A 14,489-nucleotide genomic window follows, 5' to 3' on the forward strand; every position below is an offset into this window, starting at 1 on the left:
AAACAAGATAAACAGGACAAACAAGATAAACAGGATAAACAAGATAAACACGATAAGCAAGATAAACAGGATAAACAAGATAAACAGGATAAACAAGATAAACACGATAAGCAAGATAAACAGGATAAGCAAGTACAATCGGAAGATGTAATAATAGTACCAACAGATTCGCACAGCTTAGATATATGGGATGAAATTTCACTAAAAGAAATACAAACTGGCGAACATACAAGTTTATTTGAAAAAAAAAGCAATTATCAAAACATTGATTTACTCCAAGTAAGTGATATCCGTCTATATTTGGATAAGCAACTACAATTTAGTTCCGTCGATGAGCAAATCTATCATGAAGCACTAGTTCATCCGATTATGTCAAAGGTAATAGATCCAAAGCGTGTTCTCATATTAGGCGGTGGCGATGGTCTTGCTTTAAGAGAGGTTTTAAAATATGAAACGGTTATCCATGTAGACCTCGTGGACTTAGACGAAGAAATGATTAAGATGGCTCGCAATGTTCCAGAATTAGTTTCTTTAAACCAACGCGCATTCTTTGATGATCGTGCAAATGTACATGTATGTGACGCAAAAGAATTTCTGAAATCTCCTTCCTCTTTATACGATGTAATTATTATTGATTTTCCAGATCCAGCGACAGAGTTATTAAGCACTTTATATACAAGTGAAATTTTTGCTCGTATAGCTACGTTCCTAACAGAGGATGGCGCATTTGTCTGCCAATCTAATTCACCTGCTGATGCACCTCTTGTATATTGGAGTATTGCTAATACAATTGAAAATGCCGGATTAATTGTAAAAAGCTATCATACAATTGTTCCTTCTTTCGGAACTGACTGGGGATTTCATATTGCTGCTAACTCTGCCTATGTACTTGATCAAATTGAACAATTATACGTAGTACCAGTTCCTCGAACATTACCTTCTCTTCTTGCTCCTTTATTTCAATTTCAAGAAGAACATTTAGAGCACCGCAATAATGCCGTTTTAAATTCAGAATCGGACCTTACTCTACATCATTGCTATCAACAAGAAATGATGTTCTAATAATATTTTGACAAGGAAGGGAAAGTATATGGAATATTCTACGTTTGGGCGTCATATAATAGTAGATTTATGGGGCGTAGATTTTTCTCTATTAAATGATATTCATTTTTTAGAACATCATTTAGTTGCCGCTGCGAATCGCTCTGGTGCCCACGTTTTAAATGTAAGTAATAAGGAATTCCACCCATATGGAGTTACGGTATTAATTTTATTATCAGAAAGCCATCTCTCTATTCACACTTATCCTGAAAAGGAATTTGCAGCAATTGATTGTTATACTTGCGGCACATCTGTTGATCCTCAAAAAGCCATTGATTCTATAATAAGCGTATTAACACCAGAACGTATTCATATAAAAAAATTAATTCGTGGTGTAGGAGAATTCGTTACTATCGATTAGTTATCATCCCTATTTCGTCCATGAAGAAGGAGGCTTGTTAATATAAAAATACCATCAGTGGAACTTATAACACTCCACTGATGGTACGCACACATACATAGTCTATTCACCCCGCTATTTGCCGGGCAGTAAAACTAATAATCAGTGGTGGATGAACAAAACCCCCACTGATTAAAGTTTCACTTTATCTTAATTGATGATTTAATTTTGCTATTTTTCGTTTCCAATATAAAGTCATCATAAACCATATAATGACGTAAATAACAATGAAGCTTACTGTACAAATAACAATCGGACCGAGGCGTTTCGGAACCCACCCCACCCAAATTGCAATCGGTAAAAATGTCCCTAACAAAATAATAAAGTGAATAATTGTCTGTTTTAATATACTCCATTCTTCTTGTGATGGGTCCAATTCGATGCGAACTTTCATCTATTTCCCACCCCCTTTACACTTTCATTTTTTCATAAAATTGAAAAAAATAAATACAATCATGCGTAAGTGGTCTTTGTTTCGTCATAACTGTCTCTTTTAAAAACATGAAAAAACCTTGCATAAGCAAGGTTCATTCAGCTACTGACATCTTCCTATATAATTCTACAAACTCACTCGCCAATTCCTTCACTGTAATTGCGTTCATTAAATGATCTTGCGCATGTACCATCAGCAGGGTAACTTCTGTCTTTTCCCCGCCAGCCTCTTTCTGTATGAGCTCTGTTTGTAAACGGTGCGCCTCTTGCAATTCATTTAACGCTTCTTGTAGTTTAGCTTCCGCTTCCTGAAATTCACCGCGCTTAGCACAATCAATTGCTTCCATTGAACAACTTCTCGCATTTCCCCCATGCAAGATTAAATGAAAAGCTTTCGTCTCTATCGTATCCATTTTAGTTCTTTACTCCCCCTTTTCTTCCGCTACTTTTTGTTTATCCCATATTTTTAAGAATGGCAAGTAAATAAAGAATGCAAGTGCAAAGTTAACGAGTTGTAAAACAACCCCCGAAATTTTCCCGCCTGATCCTAAATATCCACTAAAAAGAATAGGTGTAGTCCAAGGTACAGCAGCTCCGCTCGGACGGGCAACTAATCCCCATTCCATCGCAAAGTAAGAAACAATTGTTAACACAACTGGAACTAATATAAATGGAATAAGTAAAAGTGGATTCATGACAATCGGCATACCGAAAGTCACCATTTCATTAATATTAAAAATACCAGGTGCAATCGACAATCGGCCGATACTTTTTAATTGCTGACTTCGCGCAAACAGTAACATCCCTACAACTAAAGCTAATGTTGCACCAGAACCGCCCATATAAATCCATAAATCAAAAAACTGTGCGGTAATCGTATTCGGTACGTCTTGACCAGCCTGAAAAGCAATTCGGTTTTGATCCATTAATGACAACCAAATCGGGCTCATTACCCCACCAACAATTGCAGCGCCATGGATTCCGCACGCCCAAAGTACATGGACAATAATAACTGCGATTACTGCGCCCCAAAGGCTAGCCCCTAGTACACTAAGAGGCTCTTGTAAAAGCTTTCCTACAACATTATGAATGCTACCGAAAGTCGTATGTTCAAAAATCAATCTAATGATCCAAACGACCGTCACAACAATAAAACCTGGAATAAGCGCAGCAAATGAACGTGTTACTGCTGGCGGAACTGTCTCTGGCATTTTTATAATTATCTTTTTTTGTACAACAAATCGATAAATTTCAGTAGATATAATTGCAATAATCATCGCCACAAATAAACCTTGGCTTCCCATTAATGCAGCTGGTATCACTCCATCTACAAGTACACTTTCCTTTGTATTTGGTATCATATACATAACTTGGAATGGTGTTGCAAGCAAAAATGATACAAGTGACAATGCCCCAGATGCTAAAGCATCCACTTTATAATACTCACTAAGTCTGTAAGCGATTCCAAAAACAGCCACTAAAGACATTATATTAAAAGTAGCACTTACTGGGTACCCCAAAGCTTTCTGCCAACCCTCCCCAAACAAGCCGGCCATAAAATCATTATACCCTGGTATTGGTAAAGCACTAATAATAAGAAAAAAAGAGCCGATAATTAAAAATGGCATCGTTAAAACAATCCCATCACGAATCGCTTGCAAATGCCTCTGTTCTGCAACCTTTCCTGCCACTGGCATCACGTATTTCTCTAAAAACCGTATCATCTATCCCACTCTCCTCATGGTTTCATTGACAAAGCTGCTTGTAAGATAGCTTCTCCATTACAAAGCCCATAATGGACAGATTGAATGACATCAACGGGTATTCCTTTCTCCTTACATAACTCTTTCATTTTCGGTAATAAATAACGTACTTGCGGCCCAAGTAAAAGTACATCTGCATCATCAATATGATTTCGCACTTCTGAACCTGATACAGCCCAAATTTTTACCTCTATCCCACTTGCCTGTGCTGCTTTCTCCATTTTTGTAACTATCAAACTGGAAGACATTCCCGCTGCACAGCAAAGCAAAATATTCATCCCGCTTCCCTCCCCCTTTTTCTACACCCAAGTTATAGTGCACCCCTTGCCACCACTAGGTTACAAATATATATGTCTAGATTTCTAACTGTATGCCGAGCCTAAAAACAAAAATTTCTAGGTTTTCACGCTATTCCATCTATCCGTATTTTCCTAGTAAAGAAGTCTCTATCTCGCTATAATGATTCAGTATGATTTTTTTTATAATCGATAGGAGGGTTTATTTATGAAGGCATATCGCTTTCCGCTTATTTTATTATCTTCTATCCTAATTGGTGGTTTCATTGGTTATTTCATGGGTGCCGATGCAGTTGCTTTAAAGCCGCTTGGTGACATTTTCTTAAACTTAATGTTTACGATTGTTGTACCTCTTGTGTTCTTTAGCATCGCGTCATCTATTGCTAATATGGATGGATTAAAACGTTTCGGTAAAATTATGTCTAGTATGGCTGGGACTTTCTTATTTACAAGTATTTTAGCTGCTATTTTTATGATTATCATCGTGAAAGTATTCCCGCCAGCACAAGGTGTTGTATTAGAACTAACACAACCTGATAAAGCTGAAAAAGCTGTTAGCGTTGCTGATCAGATTGTTGGTATTCTAACAGTATCTGACTTCTCGAAGTTACTATCTCGTGAGAATATGTTAGCTCTTATTTTCTTCTCAATCTTAATGGGAATCGCAACTTCAGCAGTTGGCGAAAAAGGGAAACCATTCGCTACATTCCTACAAGCTGGTGCAGAAATTTCAATGAAAGTTGTATCTTTCATTATGTACTACGCTCCAATCGGACTAGCTGCCTACTTCGCAGCATTAGTTGGTGAATTCGGACCACAACTTCTTGGAACTTACTTCCGAGCAACAATGGTATACTATCCAGCGTCTCTAATTTACTTCTTTGTATTCTTCACATTCTATGCATACCTTGCAGGTCGCAAACAAGGTGTTCAAATCTTTTGGAAGAACATGGTCTCTCCTACAGTTACATCTCTTGCAACTTGTAGTAGTGCCGCAAGTATTCCAGCCAACTTAGAAGCGACGAAGAAAATGGGTATTTCTTCTGACATTCGTGAAACAGTTGTCCTTCTTGGATCTACACTTCATAAAGATGGATCTGTTTTAGGCGGCGTACTAAAAATTGCTTTCTTATTCGGTATTTTCAACATGGAATTCGAAGGACCGAAAACATTAGCAATCGCACTTGTCGTTTCTCTTTTAGTAGGAACAGTAATGGGTGCTATTCCAGGCGGCGGTATGATTGGTGAAATGTTAATCGTTTCTCTATACGGCTTCCCGCCAGAAGCGTTGCCAATTATCGCAGCAATTAGTACAATCATCGATCCTCCTGCAACAATGTTAAACGTAACAGCGGATAACGCTTGTGCCGTAATGACAGCTCGCCTTGTAGAAGGAAAAAACTGGATCAAAAATAAATTTGCTTAATAGATAGAAAGAAGATGCTCGTTTGGAGCATCTTCTTTTTTTGTTATTTGTCAGCGAATCAATACATTGGAAAAATCGTTGATATATTAGCAAATCTGTTAATATAATCCCATTCCGCCACAAATTTGTTAAAATTTTCACAAATATTCCACACCTCTTATCCATTCTCCGTACTATAATCATGTATGGAAAAGGAGATGGAGACAATGACACAAAGCGCACCAGAATTTAAAGTTTTGCAAAGCATTGCATTTCTTGCTGTCGTTTTGCAAAGTTCCTTATTATATACAATGAATCAAGGAAATGTCTTACTTGAGCAATCCCTCATTATGGGCATGCTATTTAATCTTGCAAAATTTTCAGCACCTGCATTCATATTTATCGTTGGCTTCCATTTAATTCGGCAATATACGAAGCAACTCGTTTATACAGAATACATTTATGAAAAAGCTGCACATTTACTCATCCCTTATTTCTTCTGGTCTATTCTTTATCTATTAACAACAAACGATATCATTACAATACAAGGCGGAATAAAAAGTTTATTACTCGGAACAGCCGCACCTCATCTTTGGTACGTTATTATGATGTTCCAAATTCACTTATTGTTCCCTTTACTATGCACACTATTTTATTGGTTTCAAAAACGAACAGAAAATAAAAAAGACATATATAAATATATGACAATCTTTGCTTGTCTATATTTCCTCTTAATGTGGTACTCTTCTCACTACATTTTTAATGGAGAGAAATTGACTAGTTCAACCATTTTACATTATACAGATCGTTCCTTCTTCTTCTACTCATTCTATTTCGTTATGGGAGGAATAGCTGCTGTCGCATTAAAAACTTGGCGTATATTTACCATGAAACATATCCCGCTTATAACAATCTTATTTTTCATCTTATTTTTATTCATCAATTATGAGTTATTTAGTTTTTACGGGGCCAATTCTATTCATTTAACTGTTTCTACTTATTTAAAACCGTCCATGTTTTTATATATTGTTTGTGAAATTATTATACTGTACGTATTATCTATTATGATTGTAAAAAGAAGGGGCTTATTATATAAAACATTAAAATTCATCGGAAACTATACGTATGGCGCCTATTTAGCCCATCTCTTCTTTTTACATATAGGCACAAAGTTTCTTTCTCTATTTGCACTACAAGAAAACACAATATTATATAGTCTATTACTATTTTCAGTAACAGCCGTACTTTCTATATTCACAATGGTCATTTGTAGTACACTACCATTTCATATATGGATTACAGGTCCTTCCCCTACGACAAATATGAAATGGATCAAGATTTCCATTCGGAAGAATCATGAAAAAGTATTTAAACCATATCTTTGATATAATAGTATTTCATCCAAGAAAAGAAAGTGAGCGTAACCTATGATTAATCAAATCGGACAAATTATGTTATATGTAAATAATCAAGATGAATCAGTACAATTCTGGACAGAAACAGTAGGATTCCAAATCGTTGCGGAAGAAAATAACGGACAAGGATTTCGCTGGATTGAAATTGCGCCGGCAAAAGAAGCTTTGACAAGCATCATCCTTCACGATAAAGCGTTAATTGCGAAGATGCAGCCTGAATTAAATCTTAATACACCTTCACTTATGTTCTTCTCAAATGACTTAGACCGTCTATATAAAGACCTATCTGAGAAAAACGTTACAGTTGGACAAGTTGTAGATTTACCTACTGGTAGAGCATTCAATTTTGCTGATAATGAAAATAATTACTTTGCGGTAATGGAACGCAAATAAAAAGAAGCTATCCGGAAAAATCGGATAGCTTCTTTTATTTTAAGAAACTTGTTCTGCACTCTTTTCTCTATGTTGTATATGACTCGTGATCCAAGCAATTCCTCCAGCAACAACGAGGTAGCATAACAATATTAAAATTTGCATTTGTAATTGCGACCAATCTCCTAAAGAGATAACATCTTGTAATCCTCTAAGAGAATGAGACATTGGGAGAAACTGTCCGATTTTGCTAAGAACAGCTATGTTTAATTCTCCTGGGAAAGTACCTCCGCTCGTCGCTAATTGCAGGACAAGGAGCGTTACCGCTGCAAACTTCCCAACAAGACCAAATACCGTTACTAACATAAGAATAAATGTCATGAACGTAAAGGAAATAACAATACTAGATAAAACAAAGAGCGGCACACTGGCAACTTCTAATTTCATAACTCCTAGCACAACCACATCTACAAGTAGTGCTTGAATAAGTCCAATTAAATATACCAACCCTAGTTTATTAACAAAATGTACCGTTCCGCTCACCTTCATATTCTGTCTACGGCCAAGAGGTAAAATATTCGATGCCATAATTCCACCAACATAAAATGCAAGCGATAAGAAATATGGCGCGATACCCGAACCATAGTTAGGCACGTCAGAAACTGTTGACTTCACTAATTGAACTGGTTCTGCGAACATCGTATTGCGTGCATCATCATTGCGAACATCCGCTATCTTCTCTGCACCCTCTCCCAATTTCGTGGAAAGTTCTTTCGCACCATCGTCAAGTTTAACAAATCCGTTCGTTAACTTCTCAGCACCGTTATTTAGCTCCGTTCCACCACTTGCAAGCTGATTTACACCTTCTTGTAGAGAATTAAATCCATTCCCCCACTTCGCAAATCCATCAGCTAAATTCGAAGTGCCATCTGCTATCTTTTTCGTTCCAGCAACAGCTTCATTTAACTTAACTCCGAATGTATTCATGCCTTCTTCAACCTTATGCTGACCGTCAGCAAGCTTCCTCGCGCCTTGTGTCAATTGTTGCTGGCTATTATTCAAAGTATTTGTTGCTTTAGCTAATCCATTAGAAGTAGCAACGATTTTTTGAAAAGCAGGATCTTGCTGTGCTTCTGGATGACTTTTCATATACTCCTCTAATTGCTTCTTCACACTACTTGCCGCATCATCCGCTTTTACTTGTCCCTCAGCAAGTTTCTCACTTCCGTTCACCCATTCATTTGTACCAGCACTTAATTCACTAACTCCTGATTGTAAAGTTTTTTCACCTTGCGCTAGTAACTCCATACCACTATGAAGTGATGTCGCTCCTTGACCAAGCTCATTTGCTCCCCCTGTTAACGCCGCTTGGTTAGAGGCAAGCTTATCACTTCCTTCTTTCAACTTCACTGTCCCGTCACTTAAACGATGAATACCATCCGCAAGCTGATTCGCCCCATTTTTTGCATCCGTCGTTCCTTCATGTAACTTCTCAGCACCATTACTTGCATCACTCAACCCTTGTGCCAAATCTTGAAACTTTGAAAAGACACCTTCTGTATAAGATTTCGTAATACTATTTGAGATTTTTGTTTTCATATTTTCAACAGCTGTCGTTCCAATTTGAGCTGCTACAAAGTTTTTCCCTGGATTTACTTTGTACTGCAATTGTGCCGGCTCTGGTTTCTCATCCATAAGTGTACTTACCTTTTTAGAGAAATCCTCTGGGATCGTAACAACCATATAATACTTATCTTCTTTTAGCCCTTCATCAGCATTTTTTTCTGATACGAAATGAAAAGCCAGTTCCTTATTCTCTTTTAGATTTTTAACAAAATCGTCTCCTGCATGAATTGTTTTTTCATCCATCGCAGCACCCTTATCTAAATTCACAACCGCAACTGGTAATTTATCTAATTTTCCGTATGGATCCCAATATCCAGCTAAGAAGAATCCTGAATAAATTAAAGGAACGATTAACAAAAAAATTAAAGCGATACGTCCATGTTTATGGTTCCACATCGCCTTCCAATCTTTAAATATAAGTTGAATTCCCTTCATGAAACATACTCCTTCTTCTAATTTAACACCCTTCGAATGGTTTAACAGATTTACTATACACGTCACTTTCCATACTGTATAATACATCTTTAATTATAAATTCATTCCTTTTGGTCTATAGAAAGGAGATTCGAAATGGAACTTCTTCAATTAAAATATTTTCAGACAGTCGCGCGACTAGAACATATGACAAAAGCAGCTGAAGAATTACATATCGCGCAGCCTTCACTCAGCAAAACAATCGCTAGACTAGAAAAGGACTTAGGCGTTCCATTATTTGATCGCCAAGGTCGACAGATTATATTAAACTCTTTCGGAAAAGTATTTTTAAAACGAGTAGAACGTATTTTTCATGAATTAAGTGAAGGAGAACGAGAAATTAAAGATTTAGCTGCATTACAACAAGGCTCTATTACGCTAGCCGTTTCTATTCCGCGAATATTACCAGAACTACTCGGTTCTTTTTTACTAGAACATCCTAACGTTCGATTCCAGCAATTTCTCGCGTCTACTCCTTCTATGAAACGGCAACTAGATAATATAGAAATTGACTTTTGTATCTCTTCTGTACCAATTGAAGGCGAGGAGATCGTTTGGGAACCACTTATTACAGAAGAAATTTTCTTAGTCGTTCCTTCAGGCCATCGGTTATCAAACCGGGAAAGTGTCCATCTACATGAAGTAAAAGACGAATCTTTTATTAGTATGAACACTGGTTACGGATTTCGGCACTTAACAGATGAATTTTGTAAAGAAGCTGGTTTCACTCCGCATATCGCTTTTGAAGTAGATGAACCAACCGTTATTAGCGATCTTATTAAGCAAGGTCTTGGCATCGCATTTGTCCCAAGTTTAACTTTATTAAAAAACTCCACTTTAGCCTCTAATAAGTTACGTATTATTGAACCTAATTGCGAGCGAACCATCGGCTTAAGTTGGTCGAAGAAACGTTACTTATCAAAAACCGCTCAGCAATTTCGTAAGTTTGTGATTGACTATTTCTCCAATATTAGGGTGTAAAATTATATCGCTTTACAAAAAAATAACGACACAAATAGAAGGTGCCACCCTATAGGATGGCACCTTCTATCTCTTACTCTTCTCTAATTCCATTTCAGCCAAAAGCGGTAGTACGTTATCGAAAATATGTGTATTATTATTCTCACCTGTTACATATCCACCATAATATCTACTGAATACATTATCATTTCGGAATGTATTCATCCGCTCATACAATTCCTTCGCAAACTTTGTATCACCTGTTTGTAGTACGTACAAAATTGTTAATCCATAAGACGCTGGTGATTCATAGTTTACAGTTTGTTTTCCCGTTTCTAAGTTATAACGACCGTATAACTTTCCGTCTTCATGGAATTTTTTCTTTATAAATTCCAAATAAGCATCTGATGAAAGACCGCCTAAACTGCGATGATACGCAACGTATGATTGATCAATAAGATTCACTTCTTTATCGTACGTAAATGTACCATCTTCTTTATACTCTTTCGGAAATGCCCAACCCTCTCTCGGATAATCAGCTAAAAACTGAACAACTTCCTGATACTGCTGTGCAGAAATTTTTCCGTACTTTTTCATATAAGAGAATGCATGAGGATTTATGTAAGATGTTGTTGTAAACTTATTTTGTTTACCTGTATCTGCATCATAATAATCCACGTAATAATTATCTTTTTTATTATAACGAAGTACAGCATTGCTCAATTGATCAGCAAAGGTTTTATAGCGCTCTTCCTTATACATTTCATAAGCACGATATAATTGTTCAATAATACGAAGATCATCTATAAGTGCATTTGTGGCTGACTGCTTTTCTCCCTTTTCAGAGATTTTCCATAAAACGATGTGATCCTTATGTACAAAATTATTTTGAATGACCTTTACTTGTTCATCAAATAGCAACTGATCATCTTTATCAAGCGTATATTGTAACCATAGTCCTGCCGATTCTGATAAAGCTTCACGGCCCTTCGCCTCACCCGTTCCTGCCTTCGTATCTGCTAAACGGTACGTTGCAAGTGTCCCATTTTCATTTACCATATGCCTTAAAATAAAATGCTCCGTACGGTTTCCTTGTAAAGCCGACCAAAATACAATTCCACCTAAAGCAAGCAAGACAATAACTCCAATCCCTATATATAAACGTTTTCGCAAACTTGTCACCTCCCTAGTAAGGCTAACCTTAATTTTACCAGAACATACACAAATATAAAAAAGACAATCCACTAGATTGTCTCCCCCACTTTATCCCCCACAAACCTATTTAGAAGGTCTATATAGCGATTCCACAAGTCGATCGTATTCACGACGCGTAATTTCTTTATTATATAACTTTAATAATAAATCTCTATGCTCTTTTGAAAATGCCATCTTTTTAATAACTTCAGGATACATAAGACACCCTCTCCATTTCACATAAACTTCTTCATTTCATAAACGTAATACGCCAAGACGGAACTTATGTTCGCATAAAAGATTATAAAATATTCCTCTCTAAAAAACAAACAAAATATTACCCAACATACATTTCTTTTTCTTTTGAATATTCAAAAACAACACTACCACATTCCCTTTTTTAAATGCATATATATTTTTGGCAGTTTTTTGAATAAATTTTCCAATTCAATCAGAAAATAATGGCAAAAAAGAAGAGGAGTATACATATGGATACCGTAACATTAGCACGGGCATTTTTTGGTTCTTCATTAGCATTCCACATTATCTTTGCAACGCTTGGCGTCGGGCTTTCTTTAATGATTTTTTTAAGTGAAATATTGTATCACTGGAAGAAAGATTCTGACTATGCCATTATGGCAAAAAGATGGACAAAGGCTTTTGCTATCCTTCTCGGTGTAGCAATTCCAACTGGAACAATTGTTGGTGTACAAATTTCACTTCTTTGGCCTGGTTTCGCCAAAATTGTTGGACAAGTTATTTCCGTTCCGTTTCAAATTGAGATTTTCGCCTTCTTTTTAGAGGCTTTATTCATGTCTATTTACGTATATGCAGCTGACAAACTACCTCCAGTTATGAGATTAGTCTCTCTATTTTTCGTTATGATTGGTGCCACTGCATCCGCCGTGCTTATTACATCAGCAAATACATGGATGAATACACCTGCGGGCTTTTCAATGGGGCCAGATGGCTCAGTTTTTAACGTTGATCCGTGGAAAGCTTTCTTTAATCCGAGCTTTGGCACAAGTGCATTCCATGTCGTTATTACAGCCTATACAACTGGAGCAGCTGTTATCGCTTCTATCGCTGGATTTAAATTATTAAAGAAAAATTTAAGTACGCGTGAAATTGCTTACCATAAAAAAGGATTACTGTTAGGGCTTGTCGTTACATTTATCACAGGTGCTACGATGTGGCTTTCGGGACACGAATCTGCTATTGCCTTACATAAACATTCACCCGAAAAACTAGCATCTGCTGAAGCGCTGTTTGAAACGACATCACACGCTCCTTTATCGCTTGGCGGGGTTGTGGATCCTAATACACTTGAACTAAACTATGCACTCGAAATTCCGAACATGCTCAGCTTACTAGTAGGATTCGATCCTAGTACCGTCGTAAAAGGGCTAAATGAGTTTCCGCGAGAAACGTGGCCACCATTTTATACACATACCCTTTTCAACTTAATGGTCGGTGCCGCTACATTTACCTTTGCAGTCGCAGCTATCGCTCTCTTGTATTGGTACTTTGTTTATCGAAAAAAAGGGGCGGAGTTACCGAAGTGGCTTCTTTGGGGTACCGCGGCATGCGGACCGGTTATGATGCTCGGTATTGAGTTCGGATGGATTTTCAGTTGTAGCGGTCGCCAGCCATGGACAATTTATGGCATGCAACGCACAGTAGATGCTTCTACACGTGCTGATTTCGTCGGACCTTTATTTGTTCTATTCATCATTTTATATATCGGACTCGCTATTTTAACAGTCTTTGTACTACGGACATTCTTTAAGAAACATCCATTAAAGAATGATTTACATCACCAAGGAGGCGATTCTCGTGCATGAGGAAAGCATTGCAATCATCATCTTATGGGCTCTTATTTTCGTATATAGCATACTAGGGTCCATTGATTTTGGAGCTGGCTTTTGGGGTATGGTATACGCTAAACATCCAACGCTCGCTGCCAAGCTTGCTAATCGGTACTTATCACCAACTTGGGAAGTAACAAATACGTTTCTCGTCTTTGTCGTTGTCGCTTTTCTCGGTTTCTTCCCAAAAGCGGCCTTTACCCTTGCAACGGTTATGTTTGTACCAGTTATGTTAATTTTAGTACTCGTTGCAATTCGCAGTACATTTATGGTATTTGCTTACTCCCTGCCAAAGTACCAACACCTTCTTCGTATTATTTCAGGTATTACAGGGCTCTTAATCCCAGCTCTATTAATTACCGTTCTGCCCGTTACAGAAGGTGCTTACATTACAATGGTTGAAGGAAAAGAAGTGCTCCTTTACGGAAAACTTCTTTCTAGTCCCGTTATATATTGTTATATGCTCTTCGGACTAACTTCGGAACTATTTCTCTCTTCTCTCTTCCTTGCTGATTTTGCTAGAGAACAAGGTTCTGAAGATACGTACCGAATTTATAGAAGAAACGCCATCATACTTGGTCCTGCAACGCTCGTGACTGCTATTATCGCTCTCGTTGTAATGGACCCTGAAACACACTGGCTTATGCAAGGATTAATAAAGCAATTCCCATGGTTTACAGTCTCTATCGTTTTATTTGTTATCGGATATTCCTCCCTTTGGTGGACAAATAAGAAGTATGGCACACTAGGCTTTCCTCGCATTGCAGTTTTAGCTGTCGTCGCTCAATATGCATTTGCAAGCTATGCTTACGGCGTCGCCCATTTACCGTATATCATTTACCCGGACGTAACTGTATTTACAAGCTTTACGACAGTCGAAACATTCTATGCACTTCTTATTCTTTACGCAATCGGGATTGCAATTTTACTACCCGGATTCATTTTCTTCTGGAATTTATTCTTGAAGGATCGAACTTTTTTGAAGGAAAAATAATAAAGTGAAACTTTAATCAGTGGGGAGGTTTGTCCATCCCCCACTGATTATTAGCCCTCACCAATCGGGCTTTTACGGGCATCCCGGCTCCCACCTAACTCCCTCGCATTCGCCGAATTTTGAAGTGGGAGTCTTACTACCCGCAAATAGCTGGATAAACGAGGGGCATTCGTACATAGAATGCCCCTA

At 37.5% G+C, this 14,489-nt stretch carries 14 protein-coding genes and 1 pseudogene; 8 read left to right on the top strand and 7 right to left on the bottom strand.

Going from position 1 to position 14,489, the window contains the following annotated elements; translation table 11 throughout:
* Positions 1–1,062: polyamine aminopropyltransferase (locus tag KI356_RS04315; protein ID WP_212934851.1), on the top strand; the 1,062-nt coding region annotated here is incomplete at its 5' end.
* A 28-nt stretch (positions 1,063–1,090) separates the two neighbouring features.
* Entirely contained in the window at positions 1,091–1,462 is a 372-nt protein-coding gene (speD, locus tag KI356_RS04320; RefSeq protein WP_128281816.1) for an adenosylmethionine decarboxylase, read from the top strand.
* Positions 1,463–1,646: 184 nt separating this feature from the next.
* Here the strand turns inward: speD and KI356_RS04325 are convergent.
* The 4 genes and pseudogenes from KI356_RS04325 to KI356_RS04340 form a co-directional block, all read right to left on the bottom strand.
* A pseudogene (locus KI356_RS04325) lies at positions 1,647–1,865 on the bottom strand (DUF3021 domain-containing protein); the annotation flags it as partial.
* Between the two features lie 163 nt (positions 1,866–2,028).
* Complete coding sequence (locus KI356_RS04330; protein ID WP_071769811.1) at positions 2,029–2,346, bottom strand: PTS sugar transporter subunit IIA; 318 nt, start codon at positions 2,344–2,346, stop codon at positions 2,029–2,031.
* A 9-nt stretch (positions 2,347–2,355) separates the two neighbouring features.
* Entirely contained in the window at positions 2,356–3,657 is a 1,302-nt protein-coding gene (gene celB, locus KI356_RS04335) for a PTS cellobiose transporter subunit IIC (protein WP_212934853.1), read from the bottom strand.
* 14 nt (positions 3,658–3,671) lie between these two features.
* Positions 3,672–3,974: a PTS sugar transporter subunit IIB gene (locus tag KI356_RS04340; protein ID WP_088060532.1), complete on the bottom strand. Its 303-nt coding sequence runs from the start codon at positions 3,972–3,974 to the stop codon at positions 3,672–3,674.
* Positions 3,975–4,200: 226 nt separating this feature from the next.
* On the opposite strand from KI356_RS04340, the gene KI356_RS04345 reads away from it, so the two are divergent.
* From KI356_RS04345 to KI356_RS04355, 3 genes are all read left to right on the top strand, one after another.
* A complete protein-coding gene (locus tag KI356_RS04345; protein WP_212934854.1) occupies positions 4,201–5,418 on the top strand; it encodes a dicarboxylate/amino acid:cation symporter in 1,218 nt (405 codons plus the stop codon).
* 206 nt (positions 5,419–5,624) lie between these two features.
* Positions 5,625–6,782 (top strand): acyltransferase family protein, encoded by a 1,158-nt coding sequence (locus KI356_RS04350; protein WP_212934855.1) that lies wholly within the window; start codon positions 5,625–5,627, stop codon positions 6,780–6,782.
* A gap of 42 nt (positions 6,783–6,824) precedes the next feature.
* Positions 6,825–7,205: a VOC family protein gene (locus KI356_RS04355; protein ID WP_212934856.1), complete on the top strand. Its 381-nt coding sequence runs from the start codon at positions 6,825–6,827 to the stop codon at positions 7,203–7,205.
* A gap of 39 nt (positions 7,206–7,244) precedes the next feature.
* On the opposite strand, the gene KI356_RS04360 is transcribed toward KI356_RS04355, so the two are convergent.
* Positions 7,245–9,245, bottom strand: a complete 2,001-nt coding sequence (locus KI356_RS04360) for a YhgE/Pip family protein (protein WP_212934857.1) — start codon at positions 9,243–9,245, stop codon at positions 7,245–7,247.
* Between the two features lie 135 nt (positions 9,246–9,380).
* Between KI356_RS04360 and KI356_RS04365 the strand changes: the two genes are divergently transcribed.
* Entirely contained in the window at positions 9,381–10,265 is an 885-nt protein-coding gene (locus tag KI356_RS04365) for a LysR family transcriptional regulator (RefSeq protein ID WP_044738109.1), read from the top strand.
* Between the two features lie 66 nt (positions 10,266–10,331).
* Here the strand turns inward: KI356_RS04365 and KI356_RS04370 are convergent, their stop codons facing one another.
* Together KI356_RS04370 and KI356_RS28395 are read right to left on the bottom strand one after the other, a co-directional pair.
* The gene (locus KI356_RS04370) at positions 10,332–11,417 is read right to left on the bottom strand and encodes a transcriptional regulator (protein WP_212934858.1); all 1,086 of its coding nucleotides are present in this window, start codon (positions 11,415–11,417) and stop codon (positions 10,332–10,334) included.
* A 105-nt stretch (positions 11,418–11,522) separates the two neighbouring features.
* Positions 11,523–11,657 carry a hypothetical protein gene (locus KI356_RS28395; protein ID WP_002123947.1) on the bottom strand — a complete coding sequence of 45 codons (135 nt, stop codon included), beginning with the start codon at positions 11,655–11,657 and terminating at the stop codon, positions 11,523–11,525.
* Positions 11,658–11,926: 269 nt separating this feature from the next.
* On the opposite strand from KI356_RS28395, the gene cydA reads away from it, so the two are divergent.
* Positions 11,927–13,282 (top strand): cytochrome ubiquinol oxidase subunit I, encoded by a 1,356-nt coding sequence (gene cydA / locus KI356_RS04375; protein WP_212934859.1) that lies wholly within the window; start codon positions 11,927–11,929, stop codon positions 13,280–13,282.
* Positions 13,275–14,300 (top strand): cytochrome d ubiquinol oxidase subunit II, encoded by a 1,026-nt coding sequence (locus tag KI356_RS04380; RefSeq protein WP_212934860.1) that lies wholly within the window; start codon positions 13,275–13,277, stop codon positions 14,298–14,300. The genes cydA and KI356_RS04380 overlap by 8 nt, the downstream gene beginning before the upstream one ends.
* Positions 14,301–14,489: the final 189 nt, after the last annotated feature.

It is taken from the genome of Bacillus hominis, assembly GCF_018332515.1.
In the GTDB taxonomy this organism is placed as follows: domain Bacteria; phylum Bacillota; class Bacilli; order Bacillales; family Bacillaceae_G; genus Bacillus_A; species Bacillus_A hominis.